The organism is Streptomyces sp. NPDC007907 (assembly GCF_042959365.1).
Lineage (GTDB): Bacteria > Actinomycetota > Actinomycetes > Streptomycetales > Streptomycetaceae > Streptomyces > Streptomyces indiaensis.
The window spans coordinates 913,565-939,263 of record NZ_JBIBKR010000004.1; the positions used below are offsets into that span (position 1 = coordinate 913,565).

Below are 25,699 nucleotides of genomic sequence, written 5' to 3' on the forward strand. Positions count from 1 at the left end.
CACCGCCGGACGTGAGGCGTTCGACCCCGGACCAGCCGGGCGATCATGGTTGGCAACGCGTTCGAAACGGTGGTGTGGTGGGATGCTCAGGTGCCCGACCGCCTCCCGTGGTACGGAAGACAGGCGGCCTGACCAGCAAGGATGGGGAAGCGGAAGATGGACAAGCAGCAGGAGTTCGTGCTCCGGACGTTGGAGGAGCGCGACATCCGGTTCGTACGCCTGTGGTTCACGGACGTGCTGGGCTTCCTCAAGTCCGTCGCCGTGGCCCCGGCCGAGCTGGAGCAGGCCTTCGACGAGGGCATCGGCTTCGACGGCTCCGCGATCGAGGGCTTCGCCCGGGTCTACGAGTCCGACATGATCGCCAAGCCGGACCCGTCGACCTTCCAGATCCTGCCGTGGCGCGCGGAGGCCCCGGGCACGGCCCGGATGTTCTGCGACATCCTCATGCCGGACGGCTCCCCGTCCTTCGCGGACCCGCGCTACGTCCTGAAGCGCGCCCTGGCCCGCGCGAGCGACCTGGGCTTCACCTTCTACACGCACCCGGAGATCGAGTTCTTCCTGCTGAAGGACCGCCCCCTGGACGGCTCCCGCCCCACTCCGGCCGACAACTCCGGCTACTTCGACCACACGCCGACCAACGTCGGCATGGACTTCCGCCGCCAGGCGATCACCATGCTGGAGTCGATGGGCATCTCGGTCGAGTTCTCCCACCACGAGGGCGCGCCGGGCCAGCAGGAGATCGACCTCCGCTACGCCGACGCGCTGTCCACGGCCGACAACGTCATGACGTTCCGCCTCGTCATGAAGCAGGTGGCCCTGGAGCAGGGCGTGCACGCCACGTTCATGCCGAAGCCCTTCTCGGAGCACCCGGGCAGCGGCATGCACACCCACCTGTCCCTCTTCGAGGGCGACCGCAACGCCTTCTACGAGTCGGGCTCCGAGTACCAGCTCTCCAAGGTGGGCCGCTCCTTCATCGCGGGCCTGCTGCGGCACGCGGCGGAGATCTCCGCGGTCACCAACCAGTGGGTCAACTCCTACAAGCGCATCTGGGGCGGCGCGGAGCGCACGGCGGGGGCCGGTGGTGAGGCGCCGTCGTACATCTGCTGGGGCCACAACAACCGCTCGGCGCTGGTCCGCGTCCCGATGTACAAGCCCGGCAAGACGGGCTCGGCCCGGGTCGAGGTCCGCTCCCTCGACTCCGGCGCGAATCCGTACCTGGCGTACGCGCTGCTGCTGGCCGCCGGCCTCAAGGGCATCGAGGAGGGCTACGAACTCCCGCCGGGCGCGGAGGACGACGTCTGGGCCCTCTCCGACGCGGAGCGCCGCGCGATGGGCATCGAACCCCTCCCGCAGAACCTGGGCGAGGCCCTGACCCTCATGGAACGCAGCGACCTGGCCGCCGAAACCCTCGGCGAACACGTCTTCGACTTCTTCCTGCGCAACAAGCGGCAGGAGTGGGAGGAGTACCGGTCCGAGGTGACCGCGTTCGAGTTGCGGAAGAACCTTCCGGCGCTGTAAGGGCAGGTCGGGGCGGGTTTCCCGCTGGCTCGGCGAACGGGGCCGACGGTAGTGGACCGTCGGCCCCGTTCGCGTCTCGCAGAGTCTGGGCCGTCTCTGGGCCGTCCGGGCAGATCTCCGTTGCGCCGTCCGGCCCCGGCGGCCTGCGTTGGTGCCCACCCGCGACCACGAGATCGCAGAGCAGTCGAAGAACTACCGCTACTCCACCAATCACCAGGTGGTCATCGACGCCGACACCCGCCTGGTCGTCGTGGTCGGCCACCCATGCCCGGCAACCGCAACGACTGCCGGGCCTGGAGCGAGTCCGGCGCCGAGACCGCCGTCGGCGCCACGACCACCATCGCCGACGGCGGCTACCAGGGAACAGGGCTGGTCATCCCACATCGCCGCCATGCGAAGGACGACGAACTGCCCTCCTGGAAGCAGGCGCACAACAGGTCCCACAAGCAGGTCCGGGCCCGTGTCGAGCACGTATTCGCCCGCATGAAGACGTGGAAGATCCTTCGCGACTGCCGACTGAAAGGCGACGGCGTCCACCACGCGGTGCTCGGCATCGCCCACCTGCACAACCTCGCACTCACCGGATGACGGCGACGGTGTTCATCTCACGGACCAGGCTCCGCCGTTAGTCCGGCGGCGTGTGGCGGGGCCATGGCACGCCCGTGCGGTCGATTGCGGCGGCCCGCAAAAGCTCCAGCAGATGGCAGCCCGGGTATGTGCCGAACATGGGGAACTTCCACCGGTAGTAGCAGGACCAGTAGCTCACCACCCGGCGCTCGGTCCGCGCGAAGAACCCCGGATTCCGCGCGATGAAGTCCCCGTATGCCATCCGCTGGGCAGACCGCTTGGAGGGCAGGTCGGAAAGGCCGTGCTGGATGGACTCCAAGATCTCCAAGACGTACTCGCCGGCCAACTGCACCACGAACGGCACCACCCACAGTTCGTCGGAACTGGCGATTCGCTCCAGGTGACGCTGGCGGACCAGCCCGTCGCAGTGCCGCGAGTACAGACAGTGCAGGATCGCCTGCTGTACCACCGTCAGCGAGCACACCACGTCGGCCGGCAGCTCGTCCTGATAGATCCGATACGGAATGGCGACGGCTTCATCGCCCACGTACACCGGGAACGGCGACGCAGGTGCGATCCGGGCCTCCGGCATGACCGCCAAGACCGCGCGAACGTCATTGGCAAGCTGGCGCGGGAAAGCCGCAACCAGGTCACTGCCGGTCATCGCCATGGGTCGAGGCTGCTGCATGGCGGAAGCATAGGCGGTCCGCTTGCCCCACCCTTCGCCTCCGCTGACAGCAGATCCTCCGCCTCGTTGCAGCCAACCGAGCAATGCGAGACAGCCCTTAGCCTCTATCTTTCGCGGGGGGCGTCGAGGGCCAATCACGAAAGATCGAGACTAAGAGGATCACACTGGTTATGAATTCTTGCCGAGCTCTTTGATCTCTTCTGGAATCTGTGAGCCGGAGTAGACCGCGAAGAGTTTCGCCGTCTTGGCATTCTCCCCGACGGCGATGGCTACCGTCGGGGAGATGCCGGAGACCCTATAGGCGTTTTTCTTCTCGAGGTCTCTAAATTCGGTTCCCTTTCCCGTATCGTTACAGGGGGGTTGCGTGGCATAGCCCAGTTTGCTCGTGGCGGTGAACTGACGGTTCGCGATGCCTTTGTAGTCACGGCCCTCGTAGACATAACGGGCGGCGCACGCCTCCGTTCCTCTGTCGCGACTTTCAGGCACCGCTGTTTCGTCGCCCTTTTCCGCACAGGCGGCTGACGAGAGCATGAGGCACGCGAGGATCGTCGCACGCAGACACCTGGAACGGTTCATAGGTAGGGAAACCTCGCTCAGTAGATTGCTTCAAGCGTTCTCATGTCTCCCCTGCCTAATGTGCGAGCACTCTTGTCGCACGGGCCTATGCCAGGAGCCATGGTCAGATTGTCGTGCCCGGAGGGGGCGTGGTCGAGACCGAAGACATGGCCTGCCTCGTGCGTACCCACTGCTCGGACGTCGTAGTGGGCGGTGCACGAACTGGTGGGGTCGTTGGTGAAGTCGTGATCGGTCGTGTTGTAGCGCACGTCCGCCTCTATCAGGTCCTCGCTGCCTCCCCTGTTGGTCGTCCACCCGCAGGTAGCGGCGAGCCACCCGCTTTGAAGATCGCCCGCATCCCACGTGCTCTGCTTGTCCCGTGGTGTGCAGTTGCCCTTATTATCCAGGTCAGCCTCGAAGCTCGAGGTTCCCATGTACCGGTGTCCGGCGTCTATGGTGTCGGCTATTCCGCAATCGTTATAGCCACCGGTTATGTTATTGATTGCATCCTTGAAGGCAGTGGCCGCTGCAGCCTGGGACAGAGCTGCTGGCATACCTCCATCACCGACATACCATTCATAGTAGTCGAAATCCTCCCAGGCCCAAGGGAGCATGATGTTGTCCGAGCAGGCGGACGGGGCTGCCACCCGGGCGCTGTCAGCAGCAGCCTTCTTCGTGTCTGCCGGTTCGGCGGCGGCGTCACCGGACAGTTCCAGGTCGTAGAATATGCTGCCTTTTTCGGTGACGCCTAGCGAGAAACCGTGCACTTCAGTGCCGTATGCACTCAGTACTTCGAGTCTGACGGTCTCGCCCGGTCCGGGAACTGCAACCCCCATGCCGTCATGTACCACGATGCGCCCTGCCAGGTCACAATCCTGCGTTAGCACACCTTCCGGAACCTGTTCGACGGTCAGCTCTCCGGCTTGGGGGATGGCGGCGCAGTCTGCGGAAATACCCCCGCCCTGCGTCGGGGCGGCTGCGGCTGATACGGCACAGGTGAGGGATAAAGCGACAGTTACTCTGGACGCGACTCGGCTAAATCTAGACATTGAACCCCCGTTGACGCTGCATAAACGATCAATATTGATCGGAACTCGCTGATCTTAGGAAATATTAGAAGGTGGACGCAACGATTCCGCGTAGGTGAATTTCGGCCACCTGAAATCCTCGGGCTAAGGGCTGTCCCGAACTTCTGATCATGGGTGAGAGGATCTTGCCGCGTCTGGTGTGGTCACGGGGTCAGAGCCGTCCTGGATAGCCCCGTTCACCGGGCTGAGCGCGCGACAGTTCGGCAAGATGATCGCCGCTCTGCGACGCGAGGGTGCGGACCCGGTCCGCAAGGGCCGGCCGTGGAGCCTGCCGCATGGAATACCAGGCCCTGCTGGTCGCGAATACTGGGGGATCAAGCTGACCTGCGCCAGCCCGCGCCGCTGTTCTTGTGCGGGGAGCATGCCGATCACTCCGGCACGGTCCCAGACCACTCCCGGCGCCGGGAGTCGAGCCGTCTACGGGGCCGTGGCTGGCGTGATCCGGGCCCTACTTCGACGCTGGCCCGAGACGGTGCTCGAGAAGTTGTCCGCTGTCGAATCCAGTCCACCGGCTTTCATGCCAGCGGCCCTAGGGGTGCTTCGTTACCTTGAGTGATCCCGGCTGGCTGTGGGCAGCCTCCCAGCAACTGCGCCCTGTCGGCGATACGTGATCAGCTTGGGGTGTGAAACATCATCGCCAGTGCCATAGCCGTACTGGGATCGGTCAGAGTCGTGTCCGGGGCGGGCCGCACCGCAAGCGCACCAGATATGGCGGGGAGCAATGGGGAGTCACGATGAAAGCTGTCCAGCCTGAGGGGGCGGTAATCGGGGGCGTTCCTCCAGGTCATTGCCCGGGCGGGCTCGAATGATCGCAGCTTCCCAAGCTGATGGCGTCGACGTGCGCCCGCGCGCATCCAGCGATCCGGCACGCGCCTTCCCTGGCGGCGGCAGCCGAGACACGGTTCTTAAGAGCTCCACGTACTGCGTTTCGAGACCGGAGGGGGAGGCAGCGTGGCCAAGTGTGGTGCGCCGACCAAGACAGGCGGGCGATGTCAGCGGAAGGTGGTGACCGGCACCTCCCGGTGCCCAGTCCATCAGGGACCCTGGTCCGCGTACGGTGTGGCGCAACGCAAGGATAAGGAAGCCAAGGAGAAGAAGCGCAGGATCCGCAATAAGGGCTAGATCCGGCTGACATCCACAGCTCAACGGTGGCGGAGGTGGGTACCCCTGCTCGGCCCGATGCGGTCGACCCGCCGGGTGGTAGCGCCACTGGGCCGCGCTCGGATCGAACTCATGAATCGGTGTCCGCCAGGGCCGGGGTACCGCTCGGCTCGACGACCTACCACTTCAGCGGCATCGACGAGCTGCTGCGGGAGGCCTTCACCCGGTTCGCCGATCACATCGTGGCCGTATTCGAGCGCTGCCTCGGCTCCGCCGAGACACCCGAGCAGGTCCGTGAAGCCGTCACGGACCTCGTCCACGCCCTGTCCGAGGGACCCCGGCGTGACCCCGTCTTCGCCCACGAGCTGTACACGCTCGCCGCCAGACGGCCCGAGTACCGCGAGCTGACACAGCGCTGGATGCGCCGCAGCCGCCTGCTCCTGGAGCAGCACGGCACGTCAGCTGGACGCGCTGATCGAAGGACTGACCCTGCACCGCTCCCTCGACGGCGAGCCGCACAGCCGCGAACTGACGCGGCTGGCGGTGACCCGTCTGCCGGCGGCGTCGTCCTGAGGCCCGCCTCCCTCACACCGACGCGCTCTGCGAAGCCGTCGTCCACGTGAAGCCGTCCGGGTCCGTGAACTGCCCGGCGTCGCTGCCGATGGTGAGGCGGTGGGAGCCCGTGCCGTCGGGGGTGACGCCGGCGACCTTGGCGAGGCCGCGGCGCTTGTACAGGGCCAGTTTGACGGGACCGTCGGCGGCGAACTCCACGTACTTGGAGCCGAAGCTCTTGCCCACGGCCAGGCCGTGATCGACGTAGAACTGCTTGCTGGCCTTCACGTCCTCCACCCCGAGCAGGAGCACGAAGTCGTCGACCCGCCCGGTCGCCGGGCCGGTGTTCTTCTTCGACGACGACGCGAGCTGCCAGATCGTCCCGTCGGGGGCCTGCACGACACCCCCGTAGCCCCACAGCGACTTGGCGGCGGGCTTCAGCGTCGTCGCGCCGGCCCGCACCGCCGCCTCGACGAGGGCGTCCACGTCGGCCGGCTGGGGGACCACGAGCGACAGCGTGAATCCGCGGAAGCCGGAGGTCGGTGCCTCCGATGCCCGCAGGCGCAGCCGGTCGCCCAGACCGAAGGCGGCGGAGTAGAAGCGGTCGGCGGCGGGGTCGGCCACCTCGAGGGTGACGGATGCGATGGAAGTCATGACAACGACGCTAAGCGCGCCCGGCGAGACGTGCTTCTTGATTCCTGACCGGGTTCCCCCGGGCCCTCAGGCCTGCTTGCGCTTCAGGTCCGCCAGCAGCTGGTGCAGCGGCTCCGTGGCCCTGCGCCGGTACTCCTGCACCGCCCAGCCGTTGCCGTCGGGGTCCTGGAAGTGCATGAACGTGGCGCCGTCGTCCGGGGAGTACTGGACCGGCTCCGACACCTCGAGCCCGCGGGCGACCAGCTCCGCGTGGGCCGCCTTGATGTCGGCGACGCACAGCTGCAGGCCCTGGTAGGTGCCCGGAGCCGGGGTGGGGCCGGGTGTCATCTCCCAGATCGACGCGCCCAGGGCGATCGAACAGCCGGAACCCGGAGGGGTCAGCTGCACGATCCGCATCCCCGGCATGACCTCCTGGTCGATGTCCACGTGGAAGCCGACCTTGTCCCGGTAGAAGTCCCGGGCACGGTCGATGTCGGACACGGGCAGCGGGATGACTTCGAGGGTGATGTCCATGGCGTGACTCCTTCGTCCGGCCTGATGAGAACCGCCACCGCGTCCGGCCGAAGCCGACCGATGCCTGCTGACGCAGACTGACGCCGACCGCCACCGACTGACACCGGTGGGTGGCGGCCGACGCCGACTTTCATCGCCTGACACCGGCGGACGGCGACCGACGCCGACTGTGATCGACTGACGCCGGTGGATGACGACCGACGCCGGCCGAAGGCGACTGGCGCCGACCGACGCCGGCTGAAACGGCTCCCCCTCACCGAAGCCGAAATCGCCCGGCGGCGCCACCGAGTAGACGGCGACCGGACCCGTGCCGTGGCCGAAATGGCCCTCCCGTCCCCGCAAACGCCGCCAACCGCCGTACCCATGCCCCCGCCCCCACGACCGGCCGGCGTAGCCACGCCCGCACCCCACCACCCCCTGCGGCCAGTCGCCGTAGCAGGCACACCCCCCGGTCCGCGGCCGGCCCGCCCCGTCACCCGCCCCCGGTTTGCGGCCGGCCCGCCTCGCCACCCACACACCCCGTCCGCCCGCCAAATGCCTCGGCCCGTCCACCCCCAACCCACCCCCACCCCGCCCGGCTCCACCCACCCCCGTCCGACTCCCCGTCCACCCCCATCCGCCCGCCCCAGCCCAAGCAACGGCCCAGCTCGTGCACCGCACGTCCGCCTGCCGAACTCCCCGGCGCTTCCCCCGGCCCGGGCGGTTAGGCTCAAAGCCGTAGGACCTTGATCCGATGTATCCGATGCATGTCCGAGGAACAGTGCGAGGGAGGCCCGGATGACGGCGGTGCCGGGGCGCAGGAGCAGCACCTTCACACGACTGCTGCGGCACGGCTTCACCGACGCCTCCGCCGCCGAGCGGCTCCTGGACAGCCCCGAACTCGCACCCCTGCGCGACGACCCGGTCCTGCTGGAGGCGCTGGGTGCGACCGCCGACCCCGATCTCGCCCTGCTCGGGCTGGTCCGGCTGCTGGAGGCCCAGCAGAGCTCCGGCGCCCGCCGGGAACTGCTCGACACGCTGATCTCCTCCAAGCCGCTGCGCGACCGTCTCCTCGGCGTCCTCGGCGCGTCCACCGCCCTCGCCGACCACCTCGCCCGGCACCCGGACGACTGGCAGGCCCTCGTCATGTACGAGGCGTACGACCTGCACCCCGGGGTGGAGGAGTTCGAGGCCGGGCTCGCGGAGGCCACCGACCCCGTCTCCCTGCGCGTCGCCTACCGGCGCTGCCTGCTGTCCATCGCCGCCCGGGACGTCTGCGGCACCACCGGCGTCGCCGAATCCGCCGCCGAGCTGGCCGACCTCGCCACCGCCACGCTGCGCGCCGCCCTCGGGATCGCCGAGGCGGCCGCGCCCGAGGACGCCGCCCTGTGCCGCCTCGCGGTCATCGCCATGGGCAAGTGCGGCGGCCACGAGCTGAACTACGTCTCGGACGTGGACGTCATCTTCGTCGGGGAGGCCACCGAGGGGGCCGACGAGACCAAGGCCGTACGCGCCGCGACCCGGCTCGCCTCGCACATGATGCGGATCTGCTCCGAGACCACCGTCGAGGGCTCCATCTGGCCCGTCGACGCCAACCTCCGGCCCGAGGGCCGCAACGGCCCCCTCGTGCGGACCCTCTCCAGCCACCTCGCCTACTACCAGCGCTGGGCCAAGACCTGGGAGTTCCAGGCACTGCTCAAGGCCCGCCCGGTGGCCGGCGACCTCGACCTCGGCGAGGAGTACGTCGCCGCCGTCCAGCCCCTGGTGTGGAAGGCCGCCGAGCGCGAGAACTTCGTCCCCGACGTGCAGAAGATGCGCCGCCGGGTCGTGGAGAACATCCCCGCCGGTGAGGTCGACCGCCAGCTGAAGCTGGGACCGGGCGGTCTCCGGGACGTCGAGTTCGCCGTACAGCTGCTGCAGCTGGTGCACGGCCGGGCCGACACCTCCCTGCGCAGCGGTACGACCCTGGACGCGCTGGAGGCCCTCGCCGCCGGGGGGTACGTCGGCCGCGCGGACGCCGCCCAGCTCGACGAGGCCTACCGGTTCCTGCGCTCCATGGAGCACCGCATCCAGCTGTTCCGGCTGCGCCGCACCCACCTCGTCCCCGAGGACGAGGCCGAGCTGCGCCGCATCGGCCGCTCCCTCGGCATGCGCAAGGACCCCGTCGCCGACCTGCACCGCGAGTGGCGGCGGCACGCGGGCGTCGTACGCCGTCTGCACGAGAAGCTCTTCTACCGGCCGCTGCTCGACGCGGTCGCCCAGCTCGCCACCGGGGAGGCCCGGCTGAGCACCGAGGCGGCCCGGGAACGCATGGTCGCCCTCGGCTACGCCGACCCCGCCTCCGCGCTGCGCCACCTGGAGGCCCTGGCCTCCGGCGTCACCCGCAAGGCCGCCATCCAGCGCACCCTGCTCCCGGTGCTGCTCGGCTGGTTCGCCGACTCGGCCGACCCGGACGCGGGCCTGCTGGGCTTTCGCAAGGTCTCGGACGCGCTCGGCAAGACCCCCTGGTACCTGCGGCTGCTGCGGGACGAGGGCGCCGCCGCGCAGAACCTCGCCCGGGTGCTGTCCGCCGGCCGGCTCGCGCCCGACCTGCTGATGCGCGCACCGGAGGCGGTCGCGCTGCTCGGCGACGGGGACGGCGGCGGACTGGACCCCCGGCCGCGCGACCACCTGGAGCAGGAGATACTCGCCGCGGTGCGGCGCGCCGACGGTGTCACCCAGGCGGTCACGGCCGCCCGCGGCGTGCGCCGCCGCGAGCTGTTCCGCACGGCCGCCGCGGACATCGTCGGCTCCTACGGCACCGAGGAGCAGCCCGCGGAGGCCGACCAGGGCGCCCTGGTGGACCGGGTCGGCGGCGCGATCTCGGACCTGACCGCCGCGACCCTGGCCGGCACGCTCCGCGCGGTCGTGCGCGACGGCTGGGGCGACGACCTGCCCACCCGGTTCGCGATCATCGGCATGGGCCGTTTCGGCGGCCACGAGCTGGGCTACGGCTCCGACGCGGACGTGCTGTTCGTGCACGAACCGCGCGACGGCGTCGACGAGCGGGAGGCGTCCCGGGCCGCCAACAAGGTCGTCTCCGAGATGCGCCGCCTGCTGCAGCTCCCTAGCGCCGACCCGCCCCTGCTCATCGACGCCGACCTGCGCCCCGAGGGCAAGTCCGGGCCGCTGGTGCGCACCCTCCCCTCGTACGAGGCCTACTACCGCCGGTGGGCCCAGACCTGGGAGTCGCACGCGCTGCTGCGGGCCGAGCCCGTCGCCGGTGACGAGGACCTCGGCCGTCGCTTCATCGAGCTGATCGATCCGCTGCGCTACCCGGCGGCCGGGCTCGCCGAGGAGGCCGTGCGCGAGATCCGGCGGCTGAAGGCCCGCATGGAGTCCGAGCGGCTGCCGCGCGGCGCCGACCCCAAGCTGCACGCCAAGCTGGGGCCGGGCGGCCTGTCCGACGTGGAGTGGACCGTGCAGCTCATGCAGCTGCGGCACGGCTCGACGGAGCCGGGCCTGCGCACCACCCGCACCCGGCAAGCCCTGGCCGCCGCCCGCGCCGCCGGGCTCATCACGGACGAGGACGCGGCGATCCTCGACGAGGCCTGGGTCCTCGCGACCCGGGTCCGCAACGCGGTGATGCTGGTCCGCGGCCGGGCCGGCGACACCTTCCCGACGGAGCCCCGGGAGCTGGCCGCGGTGGGCAGGTACCTGGGATTCGGCCCGGGCCACGCGGGCGACATGCTGGACGCGTACCGGCGCACGGCCCGCCGGGCGCGCGCCGTGGTGGAGGAACGGTTCTACGGCAGCACCGAGCGCTAGGTGTATTGATCACGAGCGTTGTTGACACTGGCCGGGGACCTGGACCCGTCGCGCCGGCGCTCCGGTGCCGTCCTCGGCAGGGCGTACGGCTGCCGTCCGTACCAGAGCCGCGCGACCGCGAACCCGAACGCCAGGCACAGCACGCCGCCCACCGCGTCCAGCCAGAAGTGGTTGGCCGTCGCGACGATGACCACCAGGGTCAGCGCCGGGTACAGCAACCCCAGCACCCGTACCCACGGGACCGTGGCCAGGGCGAAGATCGTCAGCCCGCACCACACGGACCAGCCGATGTGCATGGACGGCATCGCGGCGTACTGGTTGGACATGTGCTTCAGGTCGCCCGAAGCCATCGAGCCCCAGGTCTGGTGGACCATGACCGTGTCGACGAAGCCGCCGCCGGTCATCAGCCGCGGGGGCGCCAGCGGATACAGGTAGTAGCCGAGCAGGGCGACCGCGGTGGTCGCGAACAGCACCAGGCGCGTCGCCGCGTAACGGCCGGGGTGGCGACGGAACAGCCACACGAGCACACCCAGCGTCACCACGAAGTGCAGCGTCGCGTAGTAGTAGTTCATCCCGACGATGAGCCAATGCACCGAGTTGACCGCGTGGTTGACCGCACCCTCGACGGCGATGCCCAGATGGTGCTCGACCCGCCAGATCCAGTCGGCGTTGCGCAGCGCCTCGGTCCTCTGCTCGGGGACGGCGTTGCGGACGAGCGAGTACGTCCAGTAACTCACCGCGACCAGCAGGATCTCGAACCAGAACCGGGGCCGGCGCGGGGCGCGCAGCCGGCGCAGCGGGCCACGCCCCGCATCAGCCGCAACGGGGTCCGGGAGGGCGGCTTCCAGGCCCTCCGGCTTCGTTACGGTCGTTTCACCCATAGGCGCAGAGTCTGCCAGAAAAGGACTTCTGCACCGATCATCCCGCGGCCCCGTCCGGACCGCATGTCCTACGGCGACTTCAGGCCGCGGACCTCAGGAACGACCACGTTCCCCAGGGGCCGAAGCGGTCGAACCGCGCACCACCAGTTCGGGCATGAAGACGAATTCGCTGTGCGGCGCGGGCGTCCCGCCGATCTCCTCCAGCAGCGTGCGCACGGCCGCCTGCCCCATGGCCGGGACCGGCTTGCGGATCGTGGTGAGGGGCGGGTCGGTGAAGGCGATCAGCGGGGAGTCGTCGAAGCCGACCACGGAGATGTCCTTCGGCACGTCCAGACCGAGCTGCCGGGCCGCCCGGATCGCCCCCAGCGCCATCATGTCGCTGGCGCACACCACGGCCGTGCAGTCGCGGTCGATCAACGCCGTGGCCGCCGCCTGACCACCCTCAAGGGTGTACAGCGAGTGCTGCACCAGCTCCGACTCGACGGTCTCGGCGCGCAGGCCCAACTGGTCCTGCATCGTGCGCACGAACCCCTCGATCTTGCGCTGCACCGGCACGAACCGCTTGGGCCCGAGGGCCAGACCGATGCGGTTGTGCCCGAGGGACGCGAGGTGGGTGACCGCGAGGCTCATCGCCGCCCGGTCGTCGGGGGAGATGAACGGCGCCTGCACCTTCGGCGAGAAACCGTCGACCAGCACGTAGGGCACGCCCTGGGCGCGCAGCCGGTCGTAGCGCTGCATGTCGGCGGTGGTGTCGGCGTGCAGCCCGGAGACGTAGATGATGCCGGCGACCCCGCGGTCGACGAGCATCTCGGTGAGCTCGTCCTCGGTCGAGCCGCCCGGGGTCTGGGTGGCCAGTACCGGCGTGTAGCCCTGCCGGGTCAGCGCCTGCCCGATGACCTGCGCCAGGGCCGGGAAGATCGGGTTCTCCAGCTCCGGGGTGATCAGGCCGACCAGGCCCTCGCTGCGCTGACGCAGGCGCACCGGGCGTTCGTAGCCCAGGACGTCGAGAGCGGCCAGTACGGACTGGCGGGTGGTGGCGGCGACGCCGGGCTTCCCGTTGAGGACCCGGCTGACGGTCGCTTCGCTCACCCCCGCCTGCAACGCGATGTCCGCAAGCCGTGTGGTCACAGCACTGGACTGTAGCGGCCGGGGTTCTCCTTGCACACCGACGGGACGCCTGATGCGCGCCGTCGCACGGCCCGCTGCGGGTGGCTTGGTCATCGCGGTCCCTCAAAAGTCGTGGTCGGCGTCCGATCCGCAACGGATGATTCTCCCGGCGGACACGGATGGCAAGTGCTTGCAGAGTCTTGCACAACCGTGCGACTGCCCGCCCAGCAGGCGGAAATCAAGGCCTCGGGGCGATCGAAGGGAGGTCACGGCGGGATAACCATCCGCACCCCTTGCAACTTTTTGCTGCAAGGTCTTTCGCAACTCGTTGCAGCGCGGCTAATGTCACCGACGCCCGGCGGCCAACGGCGCAGTCGGCAGCACGAAACGGGCTTCACCCTCAAGGAGAACTCATGCGGCGTGGCATAGCGGCCACCGCGCTGGTGGCGTCCCTCGCCCTGGCAGCGACGGCGTGCGGCGGAAGCGACAGCGGCGACAAGGCCGACGGTCCCGTCACCATCACTTGGTGGGACACCTCCAACGCCACCAACGAGGCGCCGACCTACCAGGCCCTCGTCAAGGAGTTCGAGGCCGCCAACAAGGGCGTCAAGGTCAAGTACGTCAACGTCCCCTTCGACCAGGCACAGAACAAGTTCGACACCGCCGCCGGTTCCAAGGGTGCTCCCGACGTGCTGCGCTCCGAGGTCGGCTGGACGCCCGCCTTCGCCAAGAAGGGCTTCTTCCTGCCGCTGGACGGCACCGACGCCCTCGCCGAGCAGGACAAGTTCAAGCCGAACCTGATCAAGCAGGCGCAGTACGAGGGCAAGACCTACGGCGCGCCGTTCACCACGGACACCCTCGCCCTGGTCTACAACAAGGCCCTGTTCAAGAAGGCCGGCGTCGAGGCCCCCAAGACCTGGGACGACCTGAAGAAGGCCGCGGCCACGATCAAGGACAAGACCGGCGTCGACGGCTACTGGGGCTCGACCCAGTCCTACTACGCCCACTCCTTCCTCTACGGCGAGGGCGCCGACACCGTCGACGTCGACGCCAAGAAGATCACCGTCACCTCGCCCGCCGCGAAGAAGGCCTACGGCACCTGGCTGAGCCTGTTCAAGGGCAAGGGCCTGCACAAGGCCGACACGACCGCCGACGCCTACGCCCACATCCAGGAGGCGTTCGTCAGCGGCAAGGTCGCCTCGATCGTCCAGGGCCCGTGGGAGATCACGAACTTCTACAAGGGCTCGGCGTTCAAGGACAAGGCCAACCTCGGCATCGCCACCGTCCCGGCCGGCTCCTCCGGCAAGGCGGGCGCCCCGACCGGCGGCCACAACCTCTCGGTGTACGCGGGCTCGGACAAGGCCCACCAGGAGGTCTCGCTGAAGTTCGTGAAGTTCATGACCTCGGCCAAGGCCCAGGAGACCATCGCGCTGAAGAACAACACGCTGCCGACGCGCGACGACGCCTACACCGGCCAGGTCAAGGCCGACCCGGGCATCGCCGGCTACCAGGGCGTCCTCGCCGCCGCCCAGCCGCGGCCGGAGCTGCCCGAGTACAGCTCGCTGTGGACTCCGCTGGACGACGAGCTGCTCGCGATCGCCGGGGGCAAGAAGTCCCTGGACCAGGGGCTGAAGAGCGCCGAGACCTCCATCGCCAAGCTGCTCCCGGACTACAGCAAGTAGGCCCGCGTGGCCGCCGGATCCTCCAGCACAGAGGGGGAAGGATCCGGCGGCCATCGGCCTGTGTGCCGTACCCCCTGATCTCCAGCTGATCTCCAGTTCGCGAAGAAGGTTGTCGAACATGACAGTCGCCATCGACCGAGCGACCGGCAAGCGGAGCGGTGACCGCGGTCCCCGGTCCGGGCTGGGCCGGCGCCTCAAGCACAGCTACCAGAAGCACTGGTACGCCTACGCGATGATCGCGCCCGTGGCCGTCGTGCTCGGCGTCCTCGTGCTGTACCCCCTGGCCTACGGCCTCTACCTGACGCTCACCGACGCGACCAGCCTCAACACGGCCCGGACGATCGGCGTCAACGAGATCGAGGCCACCTACAAGTTCATCGGCTTCGACAACTACGCCGACATCCTGTGGGGGGAGACCTCCTACGACCGCTTCTGGTCGCACTTCATCTGGACGATCGTGTGGACGGCCCTGTGCGTCGCCCTGCACTACTCCATCGGCCTGGGCCTGGCGCTGCTGCTCAACCAGAAGCTGCGCGGGCGCACCTTCTACCGGCTGATCCTCATCCTGCCGTGGGCCGTGCCGACCTTCGTCACGGTCTTCGGCTGGCGCTTCATGCTCGCCGACTCCGGCATCATCAACTCCGCCCTGGAGACCCTGCACCTGCCGAGCCCGGCGTGGCTGGAGGACACCTTCTGGCAGCGCTTCGCCGCGATCATGGTCAACACCTGGTGCGGTGTGCCGTTCATGATGGTCTCCCTGCTCGGCGGCCTGCAGTCCATCGACTCCTCCCTCTACGAGGCCGCCGAGATGGACGGCGCCAGCCGGTGGCAGCAGTTCCGCTACGTCACCCTGCCGGGCCTGAGGTCGGTCAGCTCCACCGTGGTGCTGCTCGGCGTGATCTGGACGTTCAACCAGTTCGCCATCATCTTCCTGCTGTTCGGCAACACCGCCCCGGACGCGCAGATCCTCGTGACCTGGGCCTACCAGCTCGGCTTCGGTCAGCAGCCGCGCGACTTCGCGCAGTCGGCCGCCTACGGCATCCTGCTGCTCGGCATCCTGATCGTCTTCACCTCCTTCTACCGCCGCTGGCTGAACCGCGATGAGCAGCAGCTCGCGATCTGAGGCAGGAGTCCCCATGAGCACCACGACCGTCCAGCAGTCCGCGGGCGGGGCTCCGGTCCCCGCGCTCGCCCCCGCGTCCGCCCCCGCGCGCCGGCGCGGCCGGCGGGGCGCGGCCGGGAACATCGTCTCCCACGGCCTGCTGATCCTCGCGAGCCTGATCGCGCTCTTCCCGATCGTCTGGCTGGTCTACCTGTCCCTCGGCCCGGACAAGGACGACTACCTGCACCCAGGCGGCATCTGGTCGAAGATGACCCTGGACAACTACAGCTTCGTGCTCCAGGAGACCGCCTTCTTCCACTGGCTCCAGAGCACGCTGATCGTCTCCCTGGGAACCACGCTCGTCGGAGTGGTCATCGCCGCCACGACCGGGTACGCGGTGTCCCGCATGCGCTTCCCGGGCTACAAGAAGTTCATGTGGGTGCTGCTGTGCACGCAGATGTTCCCCATCGCCGTGCTGATCGTGCCGATGTACCAGATCCTGTCGAGCCTGCAACTCGTCGACACCTACCTCGGCCTGATCCTGGTCTACTGCTCGACCGCGGTGCCCTACTGCGCCTGGCTGCTGAAGGGCTACTTCGACACGATCCCGTTCGAGATCGACGAGGCCGGCCGCGTCGACGGACTGACGCCCTTCGGCACGTTCTTCCGGCTGATCCTGCCGCTCGCCCGGCCGGGTCTGGCGGTGGCCGCCTTCTACAGCTTCATCACCGCCTTCGGTGAGGTCGCCTTCGCCACCGTGTTCATGCTGGACGACGAGAAGTACACCTTCGCCGTCGGTCTGCAGAGCTTCATCAGCGAGCACGACGCCCAGCGCAACCTGATGGCCGCCACCGCGGTGCTCATCGCGATACCCGTGTCCGCGTTCTTCTACCTCGTGCAGAAGAACCTGGTGACCGGGCTCACCGCCGGCGGCACCAAGGGGTGACCCCCGCCGAGCGATCGGCCGCGGCGCCGTCGTGGTCGCTCGCGCCACGCGGCGGAGCCGCAGACCGTCAGAGTCCCGCGCCCCTTCGGGGGCGTGGGTGGGGTGGCCGTGGTGCCCATCCGACCCCGCTGTGCCACGGCCGCCCCACCGCCCACCCACGCCTTCCATGACCGCTTTCCTGTTACGCATCAAGGACGACATGAGCCAGCACTCAGCTGCACCTGCCCCCACCCCCGCGTCCGCCGTCGCCGTCGCCAAGCGCCGCGACTGGTGGCGGGACGCGGTGATCTACCAGGTGTACCCGCGCAGCTTCGCCGACAGCAACGGCGACGGCATGGGCGACCTGGAGGGTGTCCGTACCCGTCTTCCCTACCTGCGCGACCTCGGCGTGGACGCCGTGTGGCTCAGCCCCTTCTACGCCTCGCCACAGGCCGACGCCGGCTACGACGTCGCCGACTACCGTGCCGTCGACCCCATGTTCGGCAACCTCCTGGACGCCGACGCCCTGATCCGCGACGCCCACGCGCTGGGCCTGCGCATCATCGTCGATCTGGTGCCCAACCACTCCTCCGACCAGCACGAGTGGTTCAAGCGGGCCGTCGCCGAGGGCCCGGGCTCCGCGCTGCGGGACCGCTACCACTTCCGCCCCGGCAAGGGCGAGAACGGCGAACTGCCGCCCAACGACTGGGAGTCGATCTTCGGTGGCCCGGCCTGGACCCGCGTCACCGAACCCGACGGCACGCCCGGGGAGTGGTACCTGCACCTCTTCGCCCCCGAGCAGCCCGACTTCAACTGGGAGCACCCGGCGGTCGGCGACGAGTTCCGCTCCATCCTGCGCTTCTGGCTGGACATGGGCGTCGACGGCTTCCGCATCGACGTCGCCCACGGCCTGGTGAAGGCCGAGGGGCTGCCCGACCTTGGATCCCACGACCAGGTGAAGCTGCTGGGCAACGATGTCATGCCGTTCTTCGACCAGGACGGTGTGCACGAGATCTACCGGCAGTGGCGGCTGATCCTCGACGAGTATGCGGGCGAGCGCATCTTCGTGGCCGAGGCCTGGACCCCGACCATCGAGCGCACCGCGCACTACGTCCGCCCCGACGAGCTGCACCAGGCCTTCAACTTCCAGTACCTCAGCACCCACTGGGACGCCGCCGAGATGCGTGAGGTCATCGACCGCACCCTGGAGGCCATGCGCCCGGTCGGCGCCCCCGCCACCTGGGTGCTGTCCAACCACGACGTGACCCGGCACGCCACCCGGTTCGCCAACCCGCCCGGCCTCGGCACCCAGATCCGCCTGGCCGGCGACCGCGAACTGGGGCTGCGCAGGGCCCGGGCCGCGAGCCTGCTCATGCTGGCGCTGCCCGGCTCGGCGTACGTCTACCAGGGCGAGGAGCTCGGTCTGCCCGACGTCGTCGACCTGCCGGACGAGGTGCGCCAGGACCCGGCGTATTTCCGGGGCGCCGGTCAGGACGGCTTCCGCGACGGGTGCCGGGTGCCGATCCCGTGGACCCGGACGGGCTCGTCGTACGGCTTCGGCGACGGCGGCAGCTGGCTGCCGCAGCCCGACGGCTGGGGGGAGCTGAGCGTCGAGGCGCAGAGCGGCGAGGCCGGTTCGACCCTGGAGCTGTACCGGGCCGCGCTGCGCGTGCGGCGCGAGCAGCCCGACCTCGGCGCCGGCACCTCCGTGGAGTGGCTGCGCGCGCCCGAGGGCGTGCTGGCCTTCCGCCGCGGGGAGTTCGTATGCGTCGCCAACACCACCGGGGAGTCGGTGGCGATGCCCGCGTACGGCCGGGTGCTGGTGGCGAGCGGTGAGATCGTGCAGGTCGACGACGAGGCGAAGGTGCCGGCCGACACCACGGTGTGGTGGACCACCGCGCGTGCGGAGTCCCGCGCCTGATTTCCTTTGAATTTCGCACGGCCCGCTGCCCATTCGGGCGGCGGGCCTCTACTATCTGCGTCACCGCAAGGTTTCTGAACCTTGCAGCAAGAACCTTCAACGAAGAAGGAAACCCCACATGGCACGCAGATACCTCGCCATCGCCGTCGCGCTCGCCGCGGCTTCGATTGTCATGAACCCGACTGGTGCGCAGGCCTCCCCGCCTGGCACCAAGGACGTCACGGCCGTCCTCTTCGAGTGGAACTTCGCCTCGGTCGCCCGCGAGTGCACCACCACCCTCGGACCCGCCGGGTACGGCTACGTCCAGGTCTCCCCGCCCGCCGAGCACATACAGGGCTCGCAGTGGTGGACCTCGTACCAGCCGGTCAGCTACAAGATCGCCGGGCGGCTCGGTGACCGGACGGCCTTCCAGAACATGGTGAACACCTGTCACGCGGCCGGGGTGAAGGTCGTCGTCGACACCGTCGTCAACCACATGGCGGCGGGCAGCGGCACCGGCACCGGCGGGTCGTCGTACACCAAGTACACCTACCCCGGCCTGTACTCGTCGTTCGACTTCGACGACTGTACGAGCCAGATCACCAACTACCAGGACCGCTGGAACGTCCAGCACTGCGAACTGGTCGGCCTCTCCGACCTCGACACCGGCGAGGACTACGTCCGCCGGACCATCGCCGGGTACATGAACGACCTGCTCTCCCTCGGCGTGGACGGCTTCCGCGTGGACGCGGCCAAGCACATGCCCGCCGCCGACCTCGCGAACATCAAGTCCCGGCTGAGCAACCCGTCGGTGTACTGGAAGCAGGAGGCCATCCACGGCGCCGGCGAGGCGGTCCAGCCCACCGAGTACACCGGCAACGGCGACGTCCAGGAGTTCCGCTACGCCTACGACCTCAAGCGGGTCTTCAACAACGAGAACCTCGCCTACCTGAAGAACTACGGCGAGGGCTGGGGCTACATGAACAGCGGTGTCTCGGGCGTCTTCGTCGACAACCACGACACCGAGCGCAACGGCTCGACCCTCAGCTACAAGGACGGCGCCACCTACACCCTGGCCAACGTCTTCATGCTGGCCTGGCCCTACGGCGCCCCCGACATCAACTCCGGCTACGAGTTCACCGACCAGGACGCCGGCCCGCCCAACGGGGGCCGGGTGAACGCCTGCTGGCAGGACGGCTGGAAGTGCCAGCACAACTGGCCCGAGATCAAGTCCATGGTCGGCTTCCGCAACGCCACCCGGGGCCAGGCCGTCACCAACTGGTGGGACAACGGCGGCGACGCCATCGCCTTCGGCCGGGGCAGCAAGGGCTTCGTGGCCATCAACCACGAATCGGGATCGCTGAGCCGTACGTACCAGACGTCGCTGCCGGCGGGGACGTACTGCGATGTGCAGAACAACAGGACCGTGACGGTGAACTCCAGCGGGCAGTTCACGGCCACCCTCGGCGCGAACACCGCCCTGGCGGTCCACGCGGGCAAGTCCAGCTGCTGAGCGGCCGCCTGAAAGTTTTTTCCGGTGGTTTCAAGCCTCTTGCTGTAAGCGTTGCGGCGGCGATACGGTCGCGCGGGGTCGGACCCGAAGAGCCGTAATCGCAAGGAGCCCATCTGTGATACCGAGATGGCCGACGCCGTCGAGGCGCCGAACCACCCATGCCGGACGGGTCGCTGCGGTCACCGTGACCGCGCTGGCCGCAGCGCTCGTCCAGCCCATCGCGGCGCGGGCCGGCACACCGCCTCCGCCCCCCTCCGACGCCAAGCTGGCCGCCCAGCCCGCCCGGCACGACGCCACCCGTGAGCAGTTCTACTTCGTCCTGCCGGACCGTTTCGCCAACGGCGACCCGCGCAACGACAAGGGCGGCCTGACCGGTTCACGCCTGTCGACCGGCTACGACCCGACCGACAAGGGCTTCTATCAGGGCGGCGACCTCAAGGGCCTGACCAAGCGGCTCGACTACATCAAGGGCCTGGGCACCACCGCCCTCTGGATGGCCCCCCTCTTCAAGAACCAGCCCGTGCAGGGCACCGGGGCCAACGCCTCGGCCGGCTACCACGGGTACTGGATCACGGACTTCACCCAGGTCGACCCGCACTTCGGCACCAACAAGGACCTCGAGACCCTCATCGACAAGGCCCACGCCAAGGGCATGAAGGTCTTCTTCGACGTCATCACCAACCACACCGCGGACGTCGTCGACTACGAGGAGAAGTCCTACGACTACCTCTCCAAGGGCGCCTTCCCGTACCTGACCAAGGACGGCGTGCCCTTCGACGACACCGACTACGCCGACGGGCGGCGTGCCTTCCCCGCCGTCGACCGGGACTCCTTCCCGCGCACCCCCGTCGTCACCAGGAAGAACAAGGTGCCGTCGTGGCTCAACGACCCGACGATGTACCACAACCGCGGCGACTCCACCTTCGCCGGTGAGAGTTCCACCCACGGCGACTTCTCCGGGCTCGACGACCTGTGGACCGAGCGGCCCGAGGTCGTCGACGGCATGGAGAAGATCTACCGGCGCTGGGTGCGGGACTTCGACGTCGACGGCTTCCGGATCGACACCGTGAAGCACGTCAATATGCAGTTCTGGACGCAGTGGGCCACCGCCCTCGACGCCTACGCCGCCAAGCGGGGCCGGGACGACTTCTTCATGTTCGGCGAGGTCTACTCGGCCGACACGGACATCACCGCCCCGTACGTCACCCAGGGCCGGCTCGACGCCACCCTCGACTTCCCCTTCCAGGAGGCGGCCCGCCAGTACGCCTCCCAGGGCGGCAGCGCCCGCAAGCTCGCCGGCGTCTTCGGTGACGACTACAAGTACACGACCGGCAAGGCCAACGCCTACGAGCAGGTCACCTTCCTCGGCAACCACGACATGGGCCGCATCGGGTCGTTCCTGAAGCAGGACAACCCCCAGGCCACCGGCGCCGAGCTCCTCGCCAAGGACGAGCTCGCCAACGAGCTGATGTTCCTCAGCCGCGGCAACCCCGTCGTCTACTACGGCGACGAGCAGGGCTTCACCGGCCCCGGCGGCGACAAGGACGCCCGGCAGTCCATGTTCGCCTCGCGCACCGCCGACTACCTCGACGACGACCGCATCGGCACCGACCGCACCCACGCCGAGGACGCCTACGACACCAAGGCGCCCCTCTACCGGCAGATCAGCGCCCTCGCCAAGCTCCGCAAGGCCAACCCGGCCCTCACCGACGGCGTCCAGCAGGAGCGGTACGCGGCCGACGGCCCGGGCGTCTACGCCTTCTCCCGCACGGACGCGAAGACCGGCACCGAGTACGTCGTCGCCTTCAACAACGCCGGCGAGAGGAAGACCGCGACCTTCCCGACGGGCTCGGCCGGCATGACCTTCAAGGGCATCCACGGCACCGCCGCGACCCTGAAGAGCGACGGCGACAAGAAGGTCACCGTCACCGTCCCGGCCGGCTCCGCGATCGTCCTCAAGGCGTCCGGAAAGCCCGCGAAGCCCGCCACGGCCCCGACGCTCACCCTGAAGGCCCCCGCGGCCGGCGCCACCGGCACGGTGGACCTCACCGCCGACGTCGACGGCGGGCAGCTCAACCGAGTCGTCTTCGCCGCCCAGACCGGCAACGGGAAGTGGCAGGTCCTCGGCTCCGCCGACCACGCCCCCTACAAGGTCACCCACACCATCGGCAACGACGTGGCACCCGGCACGGCCCTGCGCTACAAGGCCGTCGTGGTCGACTCGGCCGGCCGCACCGCGAGCGCCCTGGCCGCCTCCACCACCGGCACCCCGCCCGCCCCGGAACCGCCCACCGCGTCCTCCCGCGACTACGCGATCGTCCACTACAAGCGCACGGACGGCGACTACGCCGACTGGGGCCTGTACGCCTGGGGCGACCTCGCCGAGGGCGAGGCCACCGAATGGCCCAAGAGCCACCCCTTCACCGGCCGGGACGCCTACGGCGCCTTCGCCTGGGTCAAGCTCAAGCCCGGCGCCTCGAACGTCGGCTTCCTCGTCATCGACAAGGACGGCACCAAGGACGTCTCCGCCGACCGGACGATCGACGTCACCAAGACCGGTGAGGTCTGGATCGAGCAGGGCAAGGACACCGTCACCACCGAGCGGCCCGACCACCCGGCGCCCGACAAGACCAAGGCCGTCCTGCACTACCACCGGGCCGACGGGAACTACGACGGCTGGGGACTGCACGTCTGGACCGGCGCCGCGAACCCCACCGACTGGTCGAACCCCCTGAAGCCGGTCAAGACTGATGCCTATGGCGCAGTCTTCGAGGTACCGCTCACCGACGGAGCCACCAGCCTCAGCTACATCCTCCACAAGGGCGACGAGAAGGACCTGCCCACCGACCAGTCGCTCGACCTCAAGGCGAACGGCCACGAGGTGTGGCTGGTGAACGGCCAGGAGAAGTATCTGCTCCCGCAGCCCGCGGGCAGTGCCGCCGCCCTCGACCTGACCACCTCCAAGGCGGTCTGGATCGACCGGAACACCCTCGCCTGGAACGGCTCCGACGCCGCCGCCTCCACGCAGCTGCTGTACTCCCGTGACGGCTCGATCAAGGCCGAGGACGGCACCCTGACCGGCGACGCCCAGTGGCTGCGCCTGGCCAAGGGGGAGCTCACCGACGCCCAGAAGGCGACGTTCCCGCACCTCAAGACGTACGACGCCTGGACCGTCGACCCCCGTGACCGCGACCGGGTCCGTGAGGCCCTGCGCGGCCAGGTCGTCGCCACCCAGCACGCGGCCAACGGCGCCGTGCTCGCAGCGACCGGCGTGCAGATCGCGGGCGTCCTGGACGACCTGTACCCCGGCGCCACCAAGGCCGACCTCGGGCCCACCTTCTCCCAGGGCCGCCCCACCCTGTCCGTGTGGGCACCGACCGCCCGGTCCGTCGCCCTCGAGCTCGACGGCAGGACCGTCGCCATGCGCCGCGACAGCGCCACCGGCGTCTGGTCCGTCACCGGCCCGCCGTCCTGGAAGGGCAAGCCCTACCGCTACGCCGTGAAGGTCTGGGCGCCCAGCGTCCGCAAGGTCGTCACCAACAAGGTCACCGACCCCTACGCCCTCGCCCTCACCACCGACTCCGAGCGCAGCCTCGTCGTCGACCTGGACGACAAGGCGCTGAAGCCGTCCGGCTGGTCGTCGTACACCAAGCCCAAGGCCGTGCCGCTGCGGGACGCGCAGATCCAGGAGCTGCACATCCGGGACTTCTCCGTCGAGGACCGCACGGCGAAGCACCCCGGCACCTACCTCGCCTTCACCGACAAGGCGAGCGACGGCAGCAAGCACCTGCGCGAACTGGCGAAGGCGGGCACCTCCTACGTCCATCTCCTGCCCGCGTTCGACATCGCCACCATCCCCGAGAGGAAAGTCGACCAGGCGAAGACCGACTGCGACCTGGCATCCTTCCCGGCCGACTCGGACAAGCAGCAGGAGTGCGTCGGCAAGATCGCCGCGAAGGACGCCTACAACTGGGGATACGACCCGTACCACTACACGGTCCCCGAGGGCTCCTACGCCACCGACCCGGACGGCACCGCCCGCACGGTCGAGTTCCGCAGGATGGTGAAGGCTCTCAACGACGACGGACTGCGGGTCGTCATGGACGTCGTCTACAACCACACCGCCGCGAGCGGCCAGGCCGGCACCTCCGTCCTGGACCGGATCGTGCCCGGCTACTACCAGCGCCTCCTCGCCGACGGCTCGGTCGCCAACAGCACCTGCTGCGCCAACACGGCCACCGAGAACGCCATGATGGGCAAGCTGGTCGTCGACTCCATCGTCACCTGGGCCAAGGAGTACAAGGTCGACGGCTTCCGCTTCGACCTCATGGGCCACCACCCCAAGGCCAACATCCTCGCGGTCCGCGAGGCCCTCGACGCGCTCACCCCCGCCAAGGACGGCGTCGACGGCAAGAAGATCATCCTGTACGGGGAGGGCTGGAACTTCGGCGAGGTCGCCGACGACGCCCGGTTCGTCCAGGCCACGCAGAAGAACATGGCCGGCACCGGCATCGCCACCTTCTCCGACCGGGCCCGTGACGCCGTGCGCGGCGGCGGTCCCTTCGACGAGGACCCCGGCGTCCAGGGCTTCGCGTCCGGCCTGTACACCGACCCCAACTCCTCCGGGAACAACGGCACCCCCGCCGAGCAGAAGGCCCGGCTCCTGCACTACCAGGACCTCATCAAGGTCGGCCTCTCCGGCAATCTCGCCGGGTACCGCTTCACCGACACCGCCGGCAAGGAGGTCAAGGGCTCCGACGTCGACTACAACGGCGCCCCCGCCGGATACGCCGACGCCCCGGGCGACGCCCTCGCCTACGCCGACGCGCACGACAACGAGTCCCTGTTCGACGCCCTGGCCTTCAAACTGCCCGCCACGACCAGCGCGTCCGACCGGGCCAGGATGCAGGTCCTCGCCATGGCGACGGCCACCCTCTCCCAGGGCCCGGCCCTCTCCCAGGCGGGCACCGACCTGCTGCGCTCCAAGTCCCTGGACCGCAACTCCTACGACAGCGGCGACTGGTTCAACGCCGTCCACTGGCGGTGCGAGGACGGCAACGGCTTCGGCCGCGGACTGCCCATGGCGGCCGACAACACCGACAAGTGGCCGTACGCCAAGCCCCTGCTGACCAAGGTCGAGGTGGGCTGCGAGCAGATCGAGGGCACCTCGGCCGCCTACCGCGACCTGCTGCGGATCCGGAGCACCGAGAAGGACTTCTCCCTGGGCACGGCCGCACAGGTGCAGTCCCGGCTCTCCTTCCCGCTGTCCGGCACGGACGAGACACCCGGCGTGATCACCATGCGGCTCGGTGACCTGGTCGTCGTGTTCAACGCCACGCCCGAGCGGCAGGAGCAGCGCGTGTCCGCACTCGCCGGGACCGGCTACCGCCTGCACCCGGTGCAGGCGACGGGCGCGGACGCCACCGTGAAGTCCTCCGCCTACACGCAGGAGTCCGGCACCTTCACCGTGCCGGCGCGCACGGTCGCGGTCTTCACCCGGACCGCGGGGTAACGCACCCGGTGCGGGCGGGGCGGACCGCGACCGGCGGCCCGCCCCGCCCGCGGCT

15 protein-coding genes and 3 pseudogenes are annotated in these 25,699 nt (G+C 69.2%); 11 read left to right on the top strand and 7 right to left on the bottom strand.

Translation table 11 applies throughout. The annotated features are described in order from the left end of the window. Positions 1-156: 156 nt before the first annotated feature. On the top strand, positions 157-1,518 hold the full coding sequence (gene glnA / locus ACFZDI_RS20480; protein ID WP_234848583.1) for a type I glutamate--ammonia ligase: 1,362 nt from the start codon (positions 157-159) through the stop codon (positions 1,516-1,518). Between the two features lie 148 nt (positions 1,519-1,666). Continuing rightward, a pseudogene (locus tag ACFZDI_RS20485) lies at positions 1,667-2,106 on the top strand (transposase); the annotation flags it as partial. 37 nt (positions 2,107-2,143) lie between these two features. On the opposite strand, the gene ACFZDI_RS20490 reads toward ACFZDI_RS20485, so the two are convergent. The 3 genes from ACFZDI_RS20490 to ACFZDI_RS20500 all read right to left on the bottom strand — a co-directional run bounded on the left by ACFZDI_RS20490 (position 2,144) and on the right by ACFZDI_RS20500 (position 4,164). Beyond that, on the bottom strand, positions 2,144-2,755 hold the full coding sequence (locus ACFZDI_RS20490; protein WP_391252216.1) for a hypothetical protein: 612 nt from the start codon (positions 2,753-2,755) through the stop codon (positions 2,144-2,146). Positions 2,756-2,941: 186 nt separating this feature from the next. After that, the gene (locus ACFZDI_RS20495; RefSeq protein WP_391252218.1) at positions 2,942-3,349 is read right to left on the bottom strand and encodes a DUF6281 family protein; all 408 of its coding nucleotides are present in this window, start codon (positions 3,347-3,349) and stop codon (positions 2,942-2,944) included. A 17-nt stretch (positions 3,350-3,366) separates the two neighbouring features. Continuing rightward, positions 3,367-4,164, bottom strand: coding sequence for a matrixin family metalloprotease (locus ACFZDI_RS20500; RefSeq protein WP_234848580.1), 798 nt, complete (start codon positions 4,162-4,164; stop codon positions 3,367-3,369). A 391-nt stretch (positions 4,165-4,555) separates the two neighbouring features. On the opposite strand from ACFZDI_RS20500, the pseudogene ACFZDI_RS20505 reads away from it, so the two are divergent. Then, positions 4,556-4,794: pseudogene (locus ACFZDI_RS20505) on the top strand (IS5/IS1182 family transposase); the annotation flags it as partial. A gap of 851 nt (positions 4,795-5,645) precedes the next feature. Beyond that, positions 5,646-6,090: pseudogene (locus tag ACFZDI_RS20510) on the top strand (TetR/AcrR family transcriptional regulator); the annotation flags it as partial. Between the two features lie 12 nt (positions 6,091-6,102). Here the strand turns inward: ACFZDI_RS20510 and ACFZDI_RS20515 are convergent. Further along, a complete protein-coding gene (locus tag ACFZDI_RS20515) occupies positions 6,103-6,723 on the bottom strand; it encodes a glyoxalase (RefSeq protein WP_391252220.1) in 621 nt (206 codons plus the stop codon). Positions 6,724-6,789: 66 nt separating this feature from the next. Further along, positions 6,790-7,236: a VOC family protein gene (locus tag ACFZDI_RS20520; RefSeq protein WP_234848578.1), complete on the bottom strand. Its 447-nt coding sequence runs from the start codon at positions 7,234-7,236 to the stop codon at positions 6,790-6,792. 777 nt (positions 7,237-8,013) lie between these two features. Here ACFZDI_RS20520 and ACFZDI_RS20525 point away from each other — a divergent pair. Beyond that, a complete protein-coding gene (locus ACFZDI_RS20525; protein WP_391252223.1) occupies positions 8,014-11,022 on the top strand; it encodes a bifunctional [glutamine synthetase] adenylyltransferase/[glutamine synthetase]-adenylyl-L-tyrosine phosphorylase in 3,009 nt (1,002 codons plus the stop codon). Here ACFZDI_RS20525 and ACFZDI_RS20530 read toward each other — a convergent pair. Both ACFZDI_RS20530 and ACFZDI_RS20535 read right to left on the bottom strand, forming a co-directional pair. Then, the gene (locus ACFZDI_RS20530; protein WP_391252224.1) at positions 11,019-11,903 is read right to left on the bottom strand and encodes a phosphatase PAP2 family protein; all 885 of its coding nucleotides are present in this window, start codon (positions 11,901-11,903) and stop codon (positions 11,019-11,021) included. The genes ACFZDI_RS20525 and ACFZDI_RS20530 overlap by 4 nt on opposite strands. 93 nt (positions 11,904-11,996) lie before the next feature. Continuing rightward, positions 11,997-13,031 (bottom strand): LacI family DNA-binding transcriptional regulator, encoded by a 1,035-nt coding sequence (locus tag ACFZDI_RS20535; protein ID WP_361119289.1) that lies wholly within the window; start codon positions 13,029-13,031, stop codon positions 11,997-11,999. Between the two features lie 392 nt (positions 13,032-13,423). Between ACFZDI_RS20535 and ACFZDI_RS20540 the strand changes: the two genes are divergently transcribed. The 6 genes from ACFZDI_RS20540 to pulA all read left to right on the top strand — a co-directional run bounded on the left by ACFZDI_RS20540 (position 13,424) and on the right by pulA (position 25,644). Continuing rightward, positions 13,424-14,692 (top strand): extracellular solute-binding protein, encoded by a 1,269-nt coding sequence (locus ACFZDI_RS20540; protein WP_391252227.1) that lies wholly within the window; start codon positions 13,424-13,426, stop codon positions 14,690-14,692. Positions 14,693-14,810: 118 nt separating this feature from the next. Continuing rightward, the gene (locus ACFZDI_RS20545; protein WP_234847570.1) at positions 14,811-15,815 is read left to right on the top strand and encodes a carbohydrate ABC transporter permease; all 1,005 of its coding nucleotides are present in this window, start codon (positions 14,811-14,813) and stop codon (positions 15,813-15,815) included. A 13-nt stretch (positions 15,816-15,828) separates the two neighbouring features. Then, on the top strand, positions 15,829-16,740 hold the full coding sequence (locus ACFZDI_RS20550) for an ABC transporter permease subunit (RefSeq protein ID WP_391252230.1): 912 nt from the start codon (positions 15,829-15,831) through the stop codon (positions 16,738-16,740). Positions 16,741-16,939: 199 nt separating this feature from the next. Next, positions 16,940-18,640 (top strand): glycoside hydrolase family 13 protein, encoded by a 1,701-nt coding sequence (locus tag ACFZDI_RS20555; protein WP_234847568.1) that lies wholly within the window; start codon positions 16,940-16,942, stop codon positions 18,638-18,640. Between the two features lie 118 nt (positions 18,641-18,758). Next, positions 18,759-20,132, top strand: coding sequence for an alpha-amylase family glycosyl hydrolase (locus ACFZDI_RS20560; RefSeq protein ID WP_391252232.1), 1,374 nt, complete (start codon positions 18,759-18,761; stop codon positions 20,130-20,132). A 115-nt stretch (positions 20,133-20,247) separates the two neighbouring features. After that, positions 20,248-25,644, top strand: coding sequence for a pullulanase-type alpha-1,6-glucosidase (gene pulA / locus ACFZDI_RS20565; RefSeq protein ID WP_391252233.1), 5,397 nt, complete (start codon positions 20,248-20,250; stop codon positions 25,642-25,644). The last annotated feature ends 55 nt before the right edge of the window (positions 25,645-25,699 follow it).

Bases quoted from the DNA above. Each gene is read 5' to 3' on its own strand.
- glnA (WP_234848583.1), top strand. From the start codon at position 157: ATGGACAAGCAGCAGGAGTTCGTGCTCCGGACGTTGGAGGAGCGCGAC.
- ACFZDI_RS20490 (WP_391252216.1), bottom strand. From the start codon at position 2,755: ATGGCGATGACCGGCAGTGACCTGGTTGCGGCTTTCCCGCGCCAGCTT.
- ACFZDI_RS20495 (WP_391252218.1), bottom strand. From the start codon at position 3,349: ATGAACCGTTCCAGGTGTCTGCGTGCGACGATCCTCGCGTGCCTCATG.
- ACFZDI_RS20500 (WP_234848580.1), bottom strand. From the start codon at position 4,164: ATGGGGGTTGCAGTTCCCGGACCGGGCGAGACCGTCAGACTCGAAGTA.
- ACFZDI_RS20515 (WP_391252220.1), bottom strand. From the start codon at position 6,723: ATGACTTCCATCGCATCCGTCACCCTCGAGGTGGCCGACCCCGCCGCC.
- ACFZDI_RS20520 (WP_234848578.1), bottom strand. From the start codon at position 7,236: ATGGACATCACCCTCGAAGTCATCCCGCTGCCCGTGTCCGACATCGAC.
- ACFZDI_RS20525 (WP_391252223.1), top strand. From the start codon at position 8,014: ATGACGGCGGTGCCGGGGCGCAGGAGCAGCACCTTCACACGACTGCTG.
- ACFZDI_RS20530 (WP_391252224.1), bottom strand. From the start codon at position 11,903: ATGGGTGAAACGACCGTAACGAAGCCGGAGGGCCTGGAAGCCGCCCTC.
- ACFZDI_RS20540 (WP_391252227.1), top strand. From the start codon at position 13,424: ATGCGGCGTGGCATAGCGGCCACCGCGCTGGTGGCGTCCCTCGCCCTG.
- ACFZDI_RS20545 (WP_234847570.1), top strand. From the start codon at position 14,811: ATGACAGTCGCCATCGACCGAGCGACCGGCAAGCGGAGCGGTGACCGC.
- ACFZDI_RS20550 (WP_391252230.1), top strand. From the start codon at position 15,829: ATGAGCACCACGACCGTCCAGCAGTCCGCGGGCGGGGCTCCGGTCCCC.
- ACFZDI_RS20555 (WP_234847568.1), top strand. From the start codon at position 16,940: ATGAGCCAGCACTCAGCTGCACCTGCCCCCACCCCCGCGTCCGCCGTC.
- ACFZDI_RS20560 (WP_391252232.1), top strand. From the start codon at position 18,759: ATGGCACGCAGATACCTCGCCATCGCCGTCGCGCTCGCCGCGGCTTCG.